Raw genomic sequence first — 17310 nt, forward strand, 5'->3', positions numbered from 1 at the left:
ACAACGATGTTAGATGAAATCTCCTCCAAAGAAAAAGCTGCCATCCTTATTCGTACATTAGAAGAAGGGGTGGCAGCAAAAGTCATTGAATATATGACAGCTGAGGAAAAAGAAGTATTACTTCGTGAAATCGCGAAGTTTCGTGTATATAAACCAGAAACGTTAGAAAATGTACTAGGAGAGTTCTTGTATGAATTAAATGTAAAAGAATTGAACTTAGTCACTCCAGATAAAGAATACATTCGTCGCATATTTAAAAACATGCCAGAAGACGAGTTGGAAAAATTATTGGAAGATCTTTGGTATAACAAAGATAATCCGTTTGAGTTCTTAAATTCACTTACAGATTTAGAGCCTCTTCTTACAGTGCTTAATGATGAGTCACCACAAACAATTGCGATTATCGCTTCGTACATTAAACCACAGCTTGCTTCTCAATTAATTGAGAGATTGCCAGATCATAAGCGAGTAGAAACGGTAATGGGTATTGCGAAGCTAGAACAAGTAGATGGTGAATTAATAAATCAAATTGGTGAGTTGTTAAAATCGAAATTAAATAATATGGCATTTAGTGCAATTAATAAAACTGATGGCTTGAAAACGATCGTAAACATTTTAAATAACGTTTCACGAGGTGTTGAAAAGACAGTCTTTCAAAAGCTGGATGAAGTCGATTATGAGTTATCTGAGAAAATTAAAGAAAATATGTTTGTCTTTGAAGACTTACTTGGCCTTGAAGATCTTGCGCTTCGCCGTGTATTAGAAGAAATTACTGATAACGGTGTTCTTGCGAAAGCACTTAAAATTGCAAAAGAAGAAATTAAAGAGAAATTATTTACATGTATGTCTTCAAACCGTAAAGAGATGATTCTAGAAGAATTAGATGGCTTAGGACCGCTTAAGATGACGGATGCTGAAAAAGCGCAGCAAACGATCACTGGTACAGTGAAAAAGCTAGAGAAAGAAGGAAGAATTATCGTTCAAAGAGGTGAAGAGGATGTCCTTATTTAAAAACAGAATTCCGAAGAATTCTGTTTCTTTTTCTGAAGAAACGTATGAATTACAATTTCCAAAACCAGCTTCAGTTCAAATAGAAGAGCAAGAATTACAAGCTGATCATGCAGAACTTCGTGCCCAGCAAGAATCATTACATATGGAAATGCATCAGCTAAGGCAAGAGCAGCAAATGCTAGAACGAGAGCGTCAGCAGTTATTACAAGATAAAGAACAATTTCAAATGCATATTCATGAACAAATGGAACAGATGGAAGCAGCGCGTGTGCAGTTTCAAAAAGAACAACAAGAAATAGCATATGAATGGACAGAGTTATTATGGGATCAGTCATTTCATTTAGCAGAAAAAATCGTGAATCAAGCAGTAGATTCACGATTGCTTGATGTGTTACCTATTTTAACTGGCATCGTGCAAACATTGCCAACTTCGTTTGAAAAATTAATCATTACAGTACATCCAGAAACGTTTGAACGTATTCAAGAAGAGAAGGAGAATACGAAAGAATATTGGTTACTACAATTAGTAGAATGGAAATATGATTTCTCCCTGCAGTTTGGTGAATTTGTTCTGGAAGAAGAGAAAGAGTTCTTTGAATTTAAATTTGCACCTATATTTGCGAAACTTCGTCAGAAATGGGAAGAAGAGAAGTTATTTGAGGAGCAAAATGTATGAGCCGCCTGTTAATGAATGAGAACGAAAAATGGAATAAGTTTATTAAAACACCGCTGTATACGAAAGTAGGCAAAGTTCATAGTGTACAAGAACAGTTTTTCGTAGCAAAAGGGCCGAAAGCGAAGATTGGAGATGTTTGCTTCGTTGGAGAACATAACGTCTTATGTGAAGTGATTGCCATTGAAAAGGAAAATAATATGCTACTTCCATTTGAACAGACAGAAAAAGTATGTTATGGAGATTCAGTGACATTAGTTTCAGAAGATGTTGTTGTACCACGTGGTAATCACTTGCTCGGAAAAGTGTTAAGTGCAAATGGTGAAGTGTTAAATGAGGAAGCTGAAAACATTCCATTACAGAAAATAAAACTAGATGCACCACCTATACATGCATTTGAACGTGAAGAGATTACCGATGTATTTGAAACAGGAATAAAATCAATTGATTCTATGCTAACAATTGGTATCGGTCAAAAGATTGGTATTTTTGCGGGGTCAGGTGTTGGTAAATCAACTTTACTTGGAATGATAGCAAAAAATGCAAAAGCTGATATAAACGTTATTAGTTTAGTAGGGGAACGTGGCCGGGAAGTAAAAGACTTTATTCGAAAAGAGTTAGGCGAGGAAGGTATGCGAAAAAGCGTCGTTGTTGTAGCGACGTCAGATGAAAGTCATCTTATGCAACTTCGTGCAGCGAAACTCGCAACGTCTATTGCTGAATACTTCCGTGATCAAGGTAATAACGTATTACTTATGATGGACTCTGTTACTCGTTTTGCCGATGCACGAAGAAGTGTTGATATTGCTGTTAAAGAGTTACCGATTGGTGGTAAAACACTGTTAATGGAAAGTTATATGAAGAAGTTGTTAGAGCGGTCCGGAAAAACACAAAAGGGATCTATAACAGGTATTTATACGGTGCTTGTTGATGGGGATGATTTAAATGGTCCTGTACCAGATTTAGCACGTGGTATTTTAGATGGACATATCGTATTAAAGCGTGAGCTTGCAACGCTTAGTCATTATCCTGCAATTTCAGTATTAGATTCAGTAAGTAGGATTATGGAAGAAATTGTTTCGCCACATCATTGGCAACTTGCAAATGAAATGAGAAAGATTTTATCAATTTATAAAGAAAATGAATTGTATTTTAAGCTAGGAACGATTCAAGAAAATGAAGAAAATGCTTATATTTTTGAATGTAAAAATAAAGTAGAAGGCATAAATACATTTTTAAAGCAAGGTCGATCGGATAGTTTCCAATTTGATGATATCGTTGAAGCGATACAGCATATAGTATAAGGCCTCTGCATAAGAGGTCTTATTTTTTTGTTTTTTAATATTTCACAGATTTTTTTGGGAAAAAACTATATAATAGAAAAAGAGAACGTTATAATAGAAAGGGGTTATGAAAACAGGTGGATAAACAGCAGTACGACACAATAAAATTGCAAATAAATCAAGAAAAAGAACATATTTTAAAAGAAGTGTATGAATTAACAGCTGAAAAAAGAAAAATAGAACAAAAAAAAGAATATGATTTATATGTTGTGAAATCGCGTAGTAAAGTCGTACAAACTGGGCAACGTATTATGGCTGGCATGCTTTCTTCACATACGTTTTCACCTGAAAGAATAGAAGAATGGAATCGAAAAATTAAAAAAACGGAAGGTTTTATTCAAAAAAATGAAAGCCTTCTAGAGCAAGTAAAAGAAAAAGAACGTGTCATTGATGAGATGTATCAAGAAGATTGCAAAAAGCTTGCGAAAGCACAAGAAAAGCTGGAAGAAAAAATGCTTCTGGATTTGAAAATGTGTATGAATGGATGAGGTGAATGTAGTGATACAGTCTGTATTACCGGTGCAACAAAGTTTACCTCCGCAAAAAGAAAAAGGGCTAGAAGTACAATCAAAAAATGGAGATTCTTCATTCGATCGTACGATGAGAATGGAAAATAAAAAACAGCCGCAAACGGAGAAAACGAAACGAGAAGAAGCACCAAAAGAAGAGAAAAAAGAATATAACCTTTCTAAACCACCGGTAACGAAAGAAGAACCAATTGTAAAGAAAGAAGAAAAAAAAGAGACAGAACAGTTGTTATTAGCTGTATCTGAGCAAATGGTTGCAATTGAGCAATTACATGTGCAGCCGGAATTGTTATATCAATACATACAAAAAATACAAGAGCTATATAAAGAATATGGCAATATTAAACTTAATGAATTACCTGCAGCTGAATTACAACAATTACAAGAACTTCTTTCAAATATGAATATCAAAAATGCTATATGTTTAGAAGATACAATGCAAATGGTATTAGACAAAATGAAGATGCCAGAGCAAGCGATGCAAGCATTGAAGGTTGTAGAAACAGAAACTTGTAATATTGCCAAGGAGCAAGAAGAGTCTAAAGAGGTAGATCTTCCGAAACTTGAGAGCGATGATGCAAAGGTAGAGTTGCCAGAAGTTGATGCATTAAACGATTCGAGCTCTGCAGGTGCAGAATTATTAAATAAAACGACGAGTACCGAACAAATAGGGAAATCAAATAGTGGTGCTGAGAAAGTTTCATTACCTGACTTAGGAAAGAAAATGGAAGCGCAAGTAGAAGCGCTGCAAAAATTTGTAGTGAAACAAGAACGTGTTTTATTCCAGTTAAATCCAGAAAAACTTGGTACATTAACAGTGTTTATGAAAAAACACGGAGATCAAATTGACGTTCACGTAGAAATGGAAAAACACGATGCGAAAAAACGTGTTGAAATCATTTTTGATGAATTGAAATTAAAGTTAAAAGAAAAAGAAATCAATATTCAAATTAGCTATTCAGATAAAGATGAAAATCGCAAAGAACAGCGAGAACAAGAGCAAAGACAAAAACAGAAATTAGCAAATACAAATCATGAAAAACAACAATCAACAGAATTTGCGGGATTATTGGAGGAATAAAGCGTGCCAACAGTTGGATTAAATACAACGAGTACAAATCATATTCCGTTACAAGCAGGAGCGCAAAAAAGTAATGTACCTGTTAATGGTGTACAATCGCCAGTGCAACAAAGTAATGGAGTTTCAGCAGGAGCGCAAAAGACTCCTGGGGTGATGGGGAAAGATGATTTCTTAAAATTGTTTTTATCAAGTTTCCAACATCAAGATCCATTTAATGCGATGGATATGAATCAAATGATGAATCAGACAGCGCAGTTATCTCTTATGGAACAAGTACAGAATATGACGAAAGCAGTAGATAAGCTGCAATCAACGATGTATTCAACAGCACTTGATGGTGGGATGAAGTTTTTAGGTAAATACGTAAGAGGTGTTGACGGTGACGGAAACAAAGTAACCGGTCAAGTAGAAACGGTTCGCCTTGCGGAAAATAACGATGTACAGCTCGTTATTAATAATAAAGTTGTCTCTCTTCGTTTCGTTGAGAGAGTGTCTGATAAACCGATTGGGGAAACGAACCCAGAAGACGCAAAGAAAGACGATCAAAAAGTAACTGAAGAAGTAAAAACTACAAATTCATAAGGAGTGTTCATACGTTATGATTAAAGCGTTATATACAAGTATTACAGGGATGAATGCAACACAAAATGCATTAAGTGTAACTTCAAATAATATTGCCAATGCACAAACAGTAGGTTATAAAAAACAAAAAGCAATGTTTGATGATTTACTATATAACAATTCGATTGGTGCAAAAGGTGACGGTAAGTACGCAGGAACGAATCCGAAAAGTATTGGTAACGGTGTGAAAATGAGTGGTACGGTTACGGATTATAGTGATGGTACAATTACGTTAACAGGTGGCAAAACACAAGCAGCAATGGAAGGTAATGGTTTCTTCGTTGTAGGTGATTCAAAAGGCGGAAATATGGAATTTACTCGTAAAGGTACGTTTGGGATATCTTCAGATTACTATATTACGAATACTGAAGGTCAATACGTATTTGCCTACCCTGCAAATGAGGCAACTGGTGAAGTTGATTTATCTGGAATTCCAGGACCGTTGCAAATTCCAATGGGAACAGCAATTGGTGGTATTCGAACATCGAAAGGGACAATTAAAGGGAATATTCCAACTGGTGAAAAACAAATTACACAAGATTTACCTGTATATGATAATGCGGGGAATACATGGACAATGCGTGTAGAGTTTAAACAAACGAGTGAACATAACTATACATATAAAGTACAAATGCGCAATGACTCGAAAAAAGAAACAGAGTTTAAAGATGTTCCAGGTGCAGGTGGTAATATGACATTTGATGCTGTTGGAAATCCAAATCCGAAAGAGCAAGGAACCAATATTCCATTTGATGGCGGCTCTATAAAATTAGACTTAAGCCATTTAACAAATCATCCAACAGATAAAACATTATCAGTAACAGACGTAGATGGTAGAGCAGCAGCGACGGTTAAAGATTGCTTCATTGCTGACGGTGGATACGTAATGGTAAAATATTCTGATGGAAGTATGAAATCTGCAGGTCAATTAGCTGTTGCGATGTTCCCGAACGAAGGTGGACTAATGAAAACAGGTAATGGTAACTATACAGCGACGAATACAACAGGTATTTTAGCTCTTGGTACATCTGGTCAAAACGGTGCAGGTAAAGTACGCGGTGGTGCACAAGAAGGTGCAAACGTAGATTTATCTGTAGAATTCGTTGACTTAATGTTATACCAACGCGGATTCCAAGGAAATGCGAAAGTAATTAAAGTTTCAGATGAAGTATTAAATGAAGTTGTAAACTTAATTCGATAATATATCGCATGGAAAAAATGTAATGGAGTAGAAAGGGTTTTTTATTCGTATGACAAGACAAGAGCGAATTTTACAATTGCCTTTTTTCGAAAATAAACGTGAACTTGCCGAGCAAGTATTAAAAATAGAACGAGAAGAGCATGTATATTTACCAGATCAATTTGAAATTAAGCAAGTGCCACCGTATTCATTTGGCGAAAAACAAGCAATCATTGGCCGTATCCATGAGTTTTATTTCATAAGTGTTGGTAGTAGGGATAGCGTTTGGAAGTATCAACTGTTTAAGGATGAGATGAAGTGTCGTGAGTTTTTTGTTATGTTGCCAAATATTACGGATCAGCAGATAGCGTTTTGGTTTAATAACATAGAGTTATTGAAAAGTTCTTAAAAAGATCTTAAAAGCTCTTTTTAGGGTTGACGAGAGGACCAAGCGTTGTTTTGGAGCGGTTAGTGCCTAAAAGAGTCCCGACCGATGTGTAAGACCAGAGATATGTAGCGTTACTAGAGTAGTGTGGTAGTGTAAGAAGTGGTAATATAAAATAGTTTTAAGTTAATTTAAGGTAGTTGTAGTATACAATTAGACTGAATTTCTATAAAAGGAGAGGTGAGGAGGATGGCGCAAAATAAGTATCGCGTTACATTCGTTTCGCCGAGTGAGGTTGAGCAGCGAACTGTAATGGCGGCGAATAGTTTGCCAGATTTAATTCGTAAAGTAGAGAGTATTATTGCAGATCCAAACGGTTATTTTGTGAATGATAAAAAAAATAATTGTTATTTTAAAGTGATTAAAGAAAATGTTACGTTTATTCAATATGAGTTACTATTTTCGGATAAGGAAATTCATATTGAAAAATTAAAACATATAGCACCGGTAGTATTAAAACGATTATTCGAAAAAATAAATGACCCGGAATTATATGCACTCGCGCTACTTGATGTTGATATAGCAACGAAAGAATATGTGCTAGCAGAAATGAATTCTGAGCTGAGAATAAGAGTAGAGACGGAGCTTTCGAAACAATGGGAAGCAATGCCGACAGAAATTGTAGGAGCGCAAGAAGTGTTATTAGAAGCACTTGCTTCGTTTATACAAGATTAATTGTTTTTTAATAAAATGAATCGTTCGACTATCTATATTTTTTATATAGGTAGTTGACTTTTTCTCTTTTATAAAGCTTAATAATTAGATATACGGAATTAATGGAAGGGGAGCGACACCTTTATGTCACAAGCACAAAGTATTTTATTAGAAAGCGGAACAAATGAATTAGAGATTGTTACGTATACTGTTGGTGAAAACCTATTTAGTATTAATGTTATGAAAGTACGTGAAATCATTAATCCATTCCCTGTTACAACTGTGCCAGAATCTCATCATGCAGTTGAAGGTGTTGTTCAAGTACGTGGTGAAATTTTACCTGTTATTAACTTGGCAATGGCTCTTAATTTAAAGTCAACAAAGCCACTTGATCAAACGAAATTTATCATCTCAGAATTAAACCAAATGAAAGTTATTTTCCGCGTGGATGAAGTACATCGTATTCAACGTATTTCGTGGGAACAAATTGATGAACCAGCTTCATTATCTATGGGACTAGAAGAAACGACATCTGGTATTGTAAAACTAGATGGCAAAATCATCTTACTATTAGATTATGAAAAAATTGTATGTGAAATTAGCGGCACTGGTTATGACAATAAATCAATTGCAGGGTTAGAACAAAAAACAGATCGAGCTGAAAAAGTAATTTATATTGCAGAAGATTCAGCAATGCTTCGCCAAATATTAGAAGAAACATTATCATCAGCTGGATATACGAAAATGAACTTCTTCAGCAATGGTGCAGAAGCGTTAGCGCAAATTGAAAAATTAGCGAAAGAGCAAGGCGAAAAAATGTTTGAACATATTCACTTGCTAATTACGGATATTGAAATGCCAAAAATGGATGGACATCATTTAACGAAAGTGGTTAAGGATAGTGAAGTAATGAATCGTTTACCAGTCATTATTTTCTCTTCATTAATTACAAATGAATTATTCCATAAAGGTGAAGCTGTAGGAGCAAATGCTCAAGTAAGTAAGCCAGATATTCAAGAGCTAATTGGTTTAGTTGATAAGTTAGTGTTGTAAGAAAAGTACTTTTTTAGCTGGAATAGAGGAACTAGCTATGTGTGGCAGCGGTCAGTGCCTAATAGAGACCCATGCGATGTAAGACCAGAGATATGGAGTGTTTTTTAGGTAAATGGGACGAGAGAGCCGCCGAGATAGCTTTAGAAGAAGTGAGACTTCGATTGAGGATTTGAAGACTGGGTTTATAACTCTATTCTGTTAGAGAGAGGAAGGAATTAGCCAATGCTACATATGGCTAATTCCTTTTTAGTATTCTATACTTTAAGCTGGTAGAAAAATGAAAGGTTTCTTGGGTGTTTGTCGCTGTATGTGTGAATAATCTTTATTTAGAGATTTTTAATTTAAAAATATAAGTGAACGTATTTTTTTGATTACTTTAGTAACATTTCGTGGTAGCGCAAATTTTTTCGGTGAAAAAATATTCAAAATACCATATAATATAATTAAATGTAATTAATATGCAATTTTGCATATTAATAAAAAACATTTTCCAAATTTTTATACTTTCTATACATTTTTGTATGTTTATTATTTGACAGATAATTTCGAACTGTTATAATATGGATATGTAAAAATTGCTATTTTCTTAAAAGACATGGGAGTCAGATGAGAATTGTGAAAGGATGAGGGGGAGTGGCACAGATTATGTATCACCACACAGCAATTAATGTATTAGGTCTTTTACAAAACATGTCAAATAATAAAATGAACGATATGCAACTAGAGGTGGAATTTAAAAAAATAGAAAAAGAATTCCAAGTAAAGTATGAAGAATTAGTTGATTTACATAATAGAATGGTATTATTTCAAATAGATATAGAAAAAAATGGCGGGATGCGAGCATATGAAAAATCAGCAATTACATGGCTGAAGTCTGAACTAGAGCTACTGTATGAAGTGTATCAATTTTGTCAACGTCACGGTTTAAACATTTTAAATATTTCAAAATACGTAAGTAAAAATGAACTAAATCTTTTTCCAAAAACAGAAAGTCAATTGCAAAATACGTATTATAAATTGAAAAAATGTGAAATACCGTTTGAAAATATTGAAAAACAAAAACCAGGACGAAAGCGAAAATATATACCAGTAAAAGAGACAATCGTTGCAAGAAAACAAGAAAACGAGTACGAATTAAAAGGTGAAATTCAGCACAAAGAGGATGAAAAAAATCTTGTAACAGTTATATCTGGTATCGTTGATAACTTTGAAACAATTAATCAATGTAGTGAAAGGAAAGAAGACGAACTACATCAGTTTATGGAAGGTATTTATAAGCTTTCTAGCATGGCAGCAGGGCGTTCTAGAGAAGCAAAGAATACACGTAGCTTAGAAGGTGAATTGCAGTCGTTACAACTAGAAAATGAAAGGCTAAAACGAGAGAAAGAAGAGCTTGTACAAGATATTAAAGGCATGACGCAGCTTTTAATTCATTTCATTACAAGTTCTGATATCGATCAAATTCGTAAATTACCAACTTTCGTACAAGATTGTAAAATGGAATTACATAAACTAGGGCTATATAATGCACAAGACGGTAAAATGAAAATAATGGTTGACCGTAGCGGACAAGTTATGACGGTAACACAGTAATAAAATTTGGGTACAAAATAAAAGGGAGATACATAGTTTATATGTATTTCCCTTTTGTTTTGTATGGAATCGTTCCAAAGAAGGCAGATTCATTTTTATGATTGTAGTAGTTTAGAGACCATTTGCGGAATTTGGTTCGCTTGTGAAACCATACTAAGTGCAACTTCAGTCAATAATTTGAACTTTAAAAAATCACTCATCTCCTGCGCCATGTCTGCATCTTCAATTAGAGATGCAGCATCTGTTAACGCCATACTTTGATTATTTAAATTTTCAATATTAAACTGTAAACGATTTATCATTGCACCAAGGTCGGCACGATGAAATGACACACTTTGCAAAGCCTCTTCGATTTTAAGAATTGCCGCTCTTGCTTCTTGTTCTGTTGAAATCTTGATGTCATGTTGTGTAGGGGAAGGGGGAATATGTTTCGTCATATTTACCGTATGACCGATATCGTCTAATGTAATAGGGCGGTTTTGACCGTCAAATACAGATAAATCATTAAACTCAGTCGTCTCGCCAATATAGCCAATTTGTTCTGTTAAAGACTGAAACTCTTTATTCAGCGAATGACGGTTTGCATTTGAATTTGTACCGTTCGCAGATTGAACGGCTAAATCACGCATACGCTGTAAAATATTTGTCACAGTTTGAAGGGCAGCTTCCGCCGTGCGAAGCATCGATATCGCATCCTCATTATTACGAATCGCCGCGCGCATACCACTTGCTCTCGCATGCATACGAGTCACAATCGCAACATTCGCAGGATTATCAGAAGCATGGTTTAACTTCTTACCAGTCGCCAAATGCTCAATCGCCACATTCATATGCTTCTCATTCTCATACAACGACTGCCTAGCATTCATACTCAAAACATTCGTACCAATACGCATAATAGACACTCCTTATAGATTGATATAGTCAGTGTTCTAAAGCTAATAAACGGTTATGAAGAGAAAAAGAAACTTATGCTCACTTTATCTTTTTGTTTTCATACACGGAACGAGAATAAAATAGGCCCTGACCGCTACTAAATATGGCTAAAGCTTCTCTTTAAGCTAAAAAAATCTTTCAATCTATCTATATAGAAAAAATAAACCTCTCCGCAAGCAGAGAGGTTTATTCAGGAAACTAACTCAAATGGCTTATTGTAATAATTTAGAAACCATTTGTGGAGTTTGGTTTGCTTGAGAAAGCATGCTGATACCAGCTTCGTTCAAGATTTTGAACTTAGTCATTTCAGACATTTCTTTCGCCATGTCAGCGTCTTCGATTTGTGAAGCAGAAGATGCCATAGAGTTTTCTTGGCTCTTAAGGTTTGTTACGTTGAATTCAAGGCGGTTTAATGTAGCACCTAAAGTTGCTTGATTGTCAGCGATTGTTTTAAGGGCTACGTCGATTTGTTTTACTGCACCTAATGCGTCAGCATCAGCAGCAGCTTTAGGCATAGTTGCTGATTTGGAAATTGTATCAAAAGAAGTTTGAATTGCTTTTGCAGAAGTCTCTTGATCTGCAGCGACAGATTTACCATCAAAATCTTTAAATTTACCTTCAAGTGTTGCTACATCAGCTGGCGCCATGTAACTTTTTACTGCTTCAAAAGCTGTTTTAGCCTCGTCAACAGCAGTTTTCATTCCCGAAACATCTGCTGCTTTTACTGTTTTTAATGCATCCATTTTGTTTGTTAATGTTTCAAGTTGTGTTTTAGATGCACCTTCGCTACCGATTGCTAAGTCTTTGATTTTTAACGCATCAAGTGTAGAGCTGTTTAACTTGATTTCAATTTGTTTGCTTGCATCATCAGAATCTAAAGTTTGAATTTTAATTTGGTCACTAGATCCATCTAATAAGTTTTTATCATTGAACTGTGTATTAGCTGCGATATAATTAATTTGTTCTTTTAATTGTGTAAATTCCTTTTGAAGAGCAACCTTATTTGTATCAGTGTTTGTACCAGTTGCAGATTGGTTTGCAAGGTCACGCATACGAAGTAAGATATTAGATACAGAGTTTAAAGCTGAATCTGCAGTACGAATCAATGAAATTCCATCTTGTGTGTTACGTGCAGCGACGTTTAGGCCACCTTGACGAGCTTTCATACGAGTTGCGATTGCAAGACCTGCTGCATCGTCAGAAGCGTTGTTGATACGTTTACCACTTGATAAACGATCCATAGCAGTACTCATTTTTGATTGGTTTTGACGCATATATTCTTGCGTACGTAAACTATTAATGTTTGTGTTAATTCTCATTTTAAGAACCCCCATTTTTTTATATTGACTTTTCTGCAAATTGAAAAACGGTAATATGCGAAAAAATCAATTTCGAGATTTATTGTAATCCTTGTCATAGCGGGTGTCAACTAAAAATTCGAATTAATAAATATAAAAAAATAACAGTTTAACAATATATTCATTTTTTTATTACATAATTATTAAAAGGATTATTGCAAACTTTAAAAAAAAACTCTAATATTAGATTATCTTTGTTTACCGAAAAGGTGATATTATGATAGTTGGAAATATAGTAAAAGAAGTGCTTGCATATAAGAAAGGGCAAATTCAGCAAAAGCTAAGTAGTCCACAAGCATTCGTTAGTAGTCGTTTTCAAGAGAAGTTGCAGAATGAACCTGCGAAGGAGACTAAGGCTACTACGCAGCCGGCAAACATAGAAGATATGAGTCAGCCGGTACAATCTACGAAAATAGAAGCGGTTGTTAATAAACCGGCAGAAACTATTAATAAAGTAGAGGAAGCGAGTAAGCTTGAAGAAAAGGCTGAAACGAAGAAAGCAGATGAAGTGCAAGTTGCGCAAAAAGAGTTTGAACGACGTTTCCCAGAAACGAAAAATGAGGCCGCTGATACGTGGGAATTAACGAAGAAGTATAATATTCAAAAAATACGTTCTTCCAATGAAGGCAAGTATGAGGATATTATTGATCGAGTAAGTCGTACATATGGAATTCCAAAAACGTTAATTCAAAAAATGATTGAAGTAGAGTCTAATTTTAATCCGAAAACGGTGTCACATGCCGGTGCGATGGGACTTATGCAGCTTATGCCAGCGAATGTGAAGGAGATGGGTGTGAAGAATCCCTTTTCACCAGCTGAAAGTATTGAAGGTGGCGTGAAAGAGTTAAGCGGTTATTTAAAGAAAAATAACGGCGACTTAGTATTGGCACTTGCTTCTTATAATGCTGGTCCTGGGAATGTGAGAAAGTACGGAGGCGTACCGCCATTTAAAGAAACGCAAGGATATATTAAAAAAATATTAAATATCGACGTTTCAAAATAAGAAGTTTCATATATAGAGAGAACATGAAATTTTCGTGAACATGATATGGGAGTTGGCTAGATTTGAAATTACAAGATGATATTCCGTTAACAATTTATTTTGAAATCGGAAATACGAAAAAGAAAATTGAAGATCTGCTTCATATTACGAAAGGTACATTGTATCGTCTTGAAAATTCAACGAAAAATACGGTGCGTCTTATGCTTGAGAATGAAGAGATTGGAACCGGAAAGATTTTAACGAAGAATGGGAAGATGTACGTTGAGATCGTTGAATTGAAAAGGTAGGGAAGGGGATTGTCATGAGTGGCGAAAAATTAAGCCAAGAGCAAATTGATGCCCTGCTGAAGGCGGTAAATGAAGGCGAGGAAATGCCAGCTTTCGCACAAGAAGCAGGAAAGCAAGAGAAATTTCAAGAGTATGATTTTAATAGACCAGAGAAGTTCGGTGTTGAGCATTTACGTAGTTTGCAAGCGATTGCTTCTACGTTTGGAAAACAGACGTCACAGACGTTATCAGCGCGTATGCGTATTCCAATTGAACTAGAACCTTCAACAGTTGAGCAAGTTCCATTTACGAGTGAGTATGTGGAGAAAATGCCGAAAGATTATTATTTATATTGCGTAATTGATCTCGGTTTACCAGAGCTTGGAGAAATTGTTATTGAGATTGATTTAGCATTCGTTATTTATATTCATGAATGTTGGCTTGGCGGAGATAGTAAGCGTAACTTTACGATGCGCAGACCGTTAACAGCGTTTGAGTTTTTAACGCTTGATAATATATTCTTGCTTCTTTGTAAAAATTTAGAGCAATCATTTGAAAGTGTTGTTGCGATTGAACCGAAATTTGTAACGACGGAAACAGACCCGAATGCATTAAAGATTACAACAGCGAGCGATATCATTTCATTACTTAACGTAAATATGAAAACAGATTTTTGGAATACGACGGTGCGTATCGGAATTCCATTCTTATCTGTTGAAGAAATTATGGATAAGTTAACGTCTGAAAATATTGTCGAACATTCTTCAGACAAGCGTAAAAAGTATACGTCTGAAGTGGAAATGAAAGTAAATCAAGTGTACAAACCTGTTCACGTTGCAATTGGTGAGCAGAAAATGACAATGAGTGAGATTGAACAAATTGAAGAAGGCGATATTATTCCGCTTCATACGAAAGTTTCGGATGAATTACTTGGTTATGTAGATGGAAAGCATAAATTTAATTGTTTTATTGGAAAAGATGGAACGCGTAAGGCGCTCCTATTTAAAAGTTTTGTAGAGTAGGAGGATCCATATGAAGCATGAAGTATCTCCCGTGTCATTAATGGGATTAGAAGATTTTGCAGGAAAGCGAAATGAAGCAGGCAAAGCACATATCGATACTGTTTCAGATATTTCGATTGAACTTGGTGTAAAGCTTGGAAAGTCATCTATTACGCTTGGTGATGTAAAGCAGTTAAAAGTTGGCGATGTTCTTGAAGTAGAGAAAAACTTAGGACATAAAGTAGATGTGTATTTAAGTAATATGAAAGTCGGCATCGGTGAAGCAATCGTAATGGACGAGAAATTCGGTATTATCATTTCTGAAATTGAAGCTGACAAGAAACAAGCGGCGCTTATGAAAGCGCAAAGTCAAATGCAAGATAAAGAGTAGAGGAGGAGTCATATGTCGTATATGACGACCTTATTTCAAGTCGTTTTACTGTTTGGTGCGCTCGGTTACGGTGCATATTATATGACAAAAAAGACGCGCAAACAGCAGTTTTTTAAGCAGGGTGAAAATGGCCATATTCAAGTAAAAGACGGCGTGTATTTAAATCATCAAACGAGTGCCTTTTTATTTGAAGTGGACGGAAAGCAAGTGTTCACTGTTATTAGTAATAACGGTGTGCAGTCTGTGCAATTAACCGGAACAGGAAATCAGTTTCAACAAGCACTAGAAGACGCGGTGAAGACTGAAACGAAAAAAGTAGAGGATCCATCATGAGAATAAAGAAACAGTTATCATTATTAGCCGTTATTTTCGTATTTTCTATCGTTTTTTCAATTATTTTTGTAAATCCAGCGTATGCGGCCCCGAACGGTTTTATTAATTTCGAAAATGGAAAAGAGTTTACGAGTAATTCAAGTGTACAACTATTTGCGCTCGTTACCCTTTTATCATTATCTTCTTCTATCGTTCTATTATTTACACATTTTACTTATTTTATGATCGTTCTTGGGATTACACGTCAAGGACTTGGGGTAATGAATTTACCACCAAACCAAGTGCTTGTTGGACTTGCATTATTTTTATCACTCTTTACGATGCAGCCTGTACTTGGGCAACTGAAGAGTGATGTGTGGGATCCGATGACGAAAGAGAAAATAACAGTAAGCCAAGCTGCGGAAACGACAGCTCCTATTATGAAAGAATATATGTCAAAGCATACGTATAAGCATGATTTGAAAATGATGCTGAAAGTACGCGGAGAAGAGTTGCCGAAAGATTTGAAAGATCTTTCACTATTTACACTCGTACCATCCTTTACGTTAACGCAAATTCAAAAAGGGTTACTTACAGGGATGTTCATTTATTTAGCGTTTGTATTTATAGATTTGATTATTAGTACACTTTTAATGTACCTCGGGATGATGATGGTACCGCCGATGATTTTAAGTTTACCGTTTAAAATACTCGTTTTCGTATATTTAGGTGGATATACAAAAATCGTCGATATTATGTTTAAGACGGTCGCCTGAAGCGCTTGATGCTATGTGATAGGAGTCATATAAATGAATACGTCACCAATTATAGATATTTTCCAAACCTTTTTTTATAAAGGGGTTATGATTTTAATGCCGATTGCCGTTGTAAGTCTGATTGTCGTTATTATTATCGCGGTTATTATGGCAATGATGCAAATTCAAGAGCAAACGCTGACGTTTTTACCGAAAATGGCGAGTATTGTCCTCGTTATTATCATTTTAGGTCCGTGGATGTTCCAAGAGTTAACGACACTTATTTTAGATTTATTTGATAAAATCCCATCGCTATTGCGTTCGTACTAAGATAGGTGAACTGAAATGAATATGGAATTATGGGCGGCGACGTTTTTTGCGTTTTGCCGCATTACTTCATTTTTATATTTTTTACCGTTTTTCTCAGGACGATCCATTCCAGCAATGGCGAAGGTTACAGTTGGACTTGCTCTTTCAATTACAGTGGCTGATCAAGTGGATGTCTCTCACATCAAGACAGTTTGGGACGTTGCAGCTTATGCAGGAACGCAAATTGTAATTGGATTATCACTTTCAAAAATTGTAGAAATGCTGTGGAACATTCCGAAAATGGCCGGGCATATTTTAGACTTTGATATCGGTTTATCACAAGCAAGTTTGTTTGATGTAAATGCGGGCTCACAGTCTACTTTACTATCAACCATTTTTGATATATTTTTTCTCATTATTTTTATTTCACTTGGCGGCATTAATTATTTCGTTGCCACGATTTTAAAGTCGTTTCAATATACAGAGGCGATTTCAAAATTGTTGACGACTAGTTTCTTAGATAGTCTACTCGCAACGCTATTATTTGCGATCACATCAGCGGTTGAAATTGCTCTTCCGCTTATGGGAAGTTTATTCATCATTAACTTTGTTCTAATTTTAATTGCAAAAAACGCTCCGCAATTAAACGTTTTTATGAATGCATACGTAATTAAAATTACATGTGGTATTTTGTTTATTGCGATGAGTGTACCAATGCTCGGTTATGTGTTTAAAAATATGACGGATGTATTACTTGAAGAATATACGAAACTATTTAACTTTTTCTTAACGAAGTAG

The 17310-nt window shown here is 35.3% G+C and carries 20 protein-coding genes and 1 pseudogene; 19 read left to right on the forward strand and 2 right to left on the reverse strand.

From position 1 onward, the window contains the following. Window positions 1-6 precede the first annotated feature (6 nt). The 11 genes from fliG (at window position 7) to MR143_RS01330 (ending at window position 10181) form a co-directional block, all read left to right on the forward strand. The gene (gene fliG / locus MR143_RS01280) at window positions 7-1011 is read left to right on the forward strand and encodes a flagellar motor switch protein FliG (protein WP_000883364.1); all 1005 of its coding nucleotides are present in this window, start codon (window positions 7-9) and stop codon (window positions 1009-1011) included. Beyond that, window positions 998-1687, forward strand: coding sequence for a FliH/SctL family protein (locus MR143_RS01285; protein ID WP_000051704.1), 690 nt, complete (start codon window positions 998-1000; stop codon window positions 1685-1687). The genes fliG and MR143_RS01285 overlap by 14 nt, the downstream gene beginning before the upstream one ends. Then, window positions 1684-2988, forward strand: coding sequence for a flagellar protein export ATPase FliI (gene fliI / locus MR143_RS01290; RefSeq protein WP_000088699.1), 1305 nt, complete (start codon window positions 1684-1686; stop codon window positions 2986-2988). The genes MR143_RS01285 and fliI overlap by 4 nt, the downstream gene beginning before the upstream one ends. Window positions 2989-3104: 116 nt before the next feature. Next, window positions 3105-3515: a hypothetical protein gene (locus MR143_RS01295; protein WP_000360855.1), complete on the forward strand. Its 411-nt coding sequence runs from the start codon at window positions 3105-3107 to the stop codon at window positions 3513-3515. Window positions 3516-3525: 10 nt separating this feature from the next. Further along, complete coding sequence (locus MR143_RS01300) at window positions 3526-4635, forward strand: flagellar hook-length control protein FliK (protein ID WP_000616461.1); 1110 nt, start codon at window positions 3526-3528, stop codon at window positions 4633-4635. Window positions 4636-4638: 3 nt separating this feature from the next. Further along, complete coding sequence (locus MR143_RS01305) at window positions 4639-5217, forward strand: flagellar hook assembly protein FlgD (protein ID WP_001143462.1); 579 nt, start codon at window positions 4639-4641, stop codon at window positions 5215-5217. Window positions 5218-5233: 16 nt separating this feature from the next. After that, window positions 5234-6457, forward strand: a complete 1224-nt coding sequence (locus MR143_RS01310) for a flagellar hook protein FlgE (protein WP_000588323.1) — start codon at window positions 5234-5236, stop codon at window positions 6455-6457. A 49-nt stretch (window positions 6458-6506) separates the two neighbouring features. Further along, window positions 6507-6845 carry a DUF3964 family protein gene (locus tag MR143_RS01315; protein ID WP_000198171.1) on the forward strand — a complete coding sequence of 113 codons (339 nt, stop codon included), beginning with the start codon at window positions 6507-6509 and terminating at the stop codon, window positions 6843-6845. Between the two features lie 225 nt (window positions 6846-7070). Next, window positions 7071-7556 carry a hypothetical protein gene (locus MR143_RS01320; protein WP_000068335.1) on the forward strand — a complete coding sequence of 162 codons (486 nt, stop codon included), beginning with the start codon at window positions 7071-7073 and terminating at the stop codon, window positions 7554-7556. Between the two features lie 123 nt (window positions 7557-7679). Beyond that, entirely contained in the window at window positions 7680-8588 is a 909-nt protein-coding gene (locus MR143_RS01325) for a chemotaxis protein (protein ID WP_000075943.1), read from the forward strand. Between the two features lie 645 nt (window positions 8589-9233). After that, entirely contained in the window at window positions 9234-10181 is a 948-nt protein-coding gene (locus MR143_RS01330) for a DNA-binding domain-containing protein (protein WP_000274680.1), read from the forward strand. Between the two features lie 95 nt (window positions 10182-10276). On the opposite strand, the gene MR143_RS01335 is transcribed toward MR143_RS01330, so the two are convergent. Then, entirely contained in the window at window positions 10277-11077 is an 801-nt protein-coding gene (locus tag MR143_RS01335) for a flagellin N-terminal helical domain-containing protein (RefSeq protein WP_001219686.1), read from the reverse strand. Window positions 11078-11329: 252 nt separating this feature from the next. Then, window positions 11330-12436, reverse strand: coding sequence for a flagellin N-terminal helical domain-containing protein (locus tag MR143_RS01340; RefSeq protein ID WP_001222329.1), 1107 nt, complete (start codon window positions 12434-12436; stop codon window positions 11330-11332). Window positions 12437-13169: 733 nt separating this feature from the next. On the opposite strand from MR143_RS01340, the pseudogene MR143_RS33675 reads away from it, so the two are divergent. The 8 genes and pseudogenes from MR143_RS33675 to MR143_RS01380 all read left to right on the forward strand — a co-directional run. Further along, window positions 13170-13457: pseudogene (locus tag MR143_RS33675) on the forward strand (lytic transglycosylase domain-containing protein); the annotation flags it as partial. A gap of 83 nt (window positions 13458-13540) precedes the next feature. Then, window positions 13541-13765, forward strand: coding sequence for a flagellar motor switch protein FliN (locus MR143_RS01350; protein ID WP_000775712.1), 225 nt, complete (start codon window positions 13541-13543; stop codon window positions 13763-13765). A gap of 14 nt (window positions 13766-13779) precedes the next feature. Beyond that, the gene (gene fliM / locus MR143_RS01355; RefSeq protein WP_000012356.1) at window positions 13780-14766 is read left to right on the forward strand and encodes a flagellar motor switch protein FliM; all 987 of its coding nucleotides are present in this window, start codon (window positions 13780-13782) and stop codon (window positions 14764-14766) included. Between the two features lie 10 nt (window positions 14767-14776). Further along, window positions 14777-15136 (forward strand): flagellar motor switch protein FliN, encoded by a 360-nt coding sequence (gene fliN / locus MR143_RS01360; protein ID WP_000680010.1) that lies wholly within the window; start codon window positions 14777-14779, stop codon window positions 15134-15136. Window positions 15137-15148: 12 nt separating this feature from the next. Next, the gene (locus tag MR143_RS01365; RefSeq protein ID WP_000121178.1) at window positions 15149-15469 is read left to right on the forward strand and encodes a hypothetical protein; all 321 of its coding nucleotides are present in this window, start codon (window positions 15149-15151) and stop codon (window positions 15467-15469) included. Then, window positions 15466-16224, forward strand: coding sequence for a flagellar type III secretion system pore protein FliP (locus MR143_RS01370; RefSeq protein ID WP_001220582.1), 759 nt, complete (start codon window positions 15466-15468; stop codon window positions 16222-16224). Before MR143_RS01365 ends, MR143_RS01370 begins: the two co-directional genes overlap by 4 nt. 33 nt (window positions 16225-16257) lie before the next feature. Next, window positions 16258-16533, forward strand: a complete 276-nt coding sequence (locus MR143_RS01375; protein WP_001098081.1) for a flagellar biosynthetic protein FliQ — start codon at window positions 16258-16260, stop codon at window positions 16531-16533. A 15-nt stretch (window positions 16534-16548) separates the two neighbouring features. Next, window positions 16549-17310 carry a flagellar biosynthetic protein FliR gene (locus MR143_RS01380; RefSeq protein ID WP_001055718.1) on the forward strand — a complete coding sequence of 254 codons (762 nt, stop codon included), beginning with the start codon at window positions 16549-16551 and terminating at the stop codon, window positions 17308-17310.

Origin of the sequence: Bacillus cereus group sp. BfR-BA-01347, assembly GCF_022663835.1 — a bacterium.
In the GTDB taxonomy this organism is placed as follows: Bacteria; Bacillota; Bacilli; order Bacillales; family Bacillaceae_G; genus Bacillus_A; species Bacillus_A thuringiensis_K.

Bases quoted from the DNA above. Each gene is read 5' to 3' on its own strand.
- fliG (WP_000883364.1), top strand. From the start codon at position 7: ATGTTAGATGAAATCTCCTCCAAAGAAAAAGCTGCCATCCTTATTCGT.
- MR143_RS01285 (WP_000051704.1), top strand. From the start codon at position 998: ATGTCCTTATTTAAAAACAGAATTCCGAAGAATTCTGTTTCTTTTTCT.
- fliI (WP_000088699.1), top strand. From the start codon at position 1,684: ATGAGCCGCCTGTTAATGAATGAGAACGAAAAATGGAATAAGTTTATT.
- MR143_RS01310 (WP_000588323.1), top strand. From the start codon at position 5,234: ATGATTAAAGCGTTATATACAAGTATTACAGGGATGAATGCAACACAA.
- MR143_RS01315 (WP_000198171.1), top strand. From the start codon at position 6,507: ATGACAAGACAAGAGCGAATTTTACAATTGCCTTTTTTCGAAAATAAA.
- MR143_RS01320 (WP_000068335.1), top strand. From the start codon at position 7,071: ATGGCGCAAAATAAGTATCGCGTTACATTCGTTTCGCCGAGTGAGGTT.
- MR143_RS01325 (WP_000075943.1), top strand. From the start codon at position 7,680: ATGTCACAAGCACAAAGTATTTTATTAGAAAGCGGAACAAATGAATTA.
- MR143_RS01330 (WP_000274680.1), top strand. From the start codon at position 9,234: ATGTATCACCACACAGCAATTAATGTATTAGGTCTTTTACAAAACATG.
- MR143_RS01335 (WP_001219686.1), bottom strand. From the start codon at position 11,077: ATGCGTATTGGTACGAATGTTTTGAGTATGAATGCTAGGCAGTCGTTG.
- MR143_RS01340 (WP_001222329.1), bottom strand. From the start codon at position 12,436: ATGAGAATTAACACAAACATTAATAGTTTACGTACGCAAGAATATATG.
- fliM (WP_000012356.1), top strand. From the start codon at position 13,780: ATGAGTGGCGAAAAATTAAGCCAAGAGCAAATTGATGCCCTGCTGAAG.
- fliN (WP_000680010.1), top strand. From the start codon at position 14,777: ATGAAGCATGAAGTATCTCCCGTGTCATTAATGGGATTAGAAGATTTT.
- MR143_RS01365 (WP_000121178.1), top strand. From the start codon at position 15,149: ATGTCGTATATGACGACCTTATTTCAAGTCGTTTTACTGTTTGGTGCG.
- MR143_RS01370 (WP_001220582.1), top strand. From the start codon at position 15,466: ATGAGAATAAAGAAACAGTTATCATTATTAGCCGTTATTTTCGTATTT.
- MR143_RS01375 (WP_001098081.1), top strand. From the start codon at position 16,258: ATGAATACGTCACCAATTATAGATATTTTCCAAACCTTTTTTTATAAA.
- MR143_RS01380 (WP_001055718.1), top strand. From the start codon at position 16,549: ATGAATATGGAATTATGGGCGGCGACGTTTTTTGCGTTTTGCCGCATT.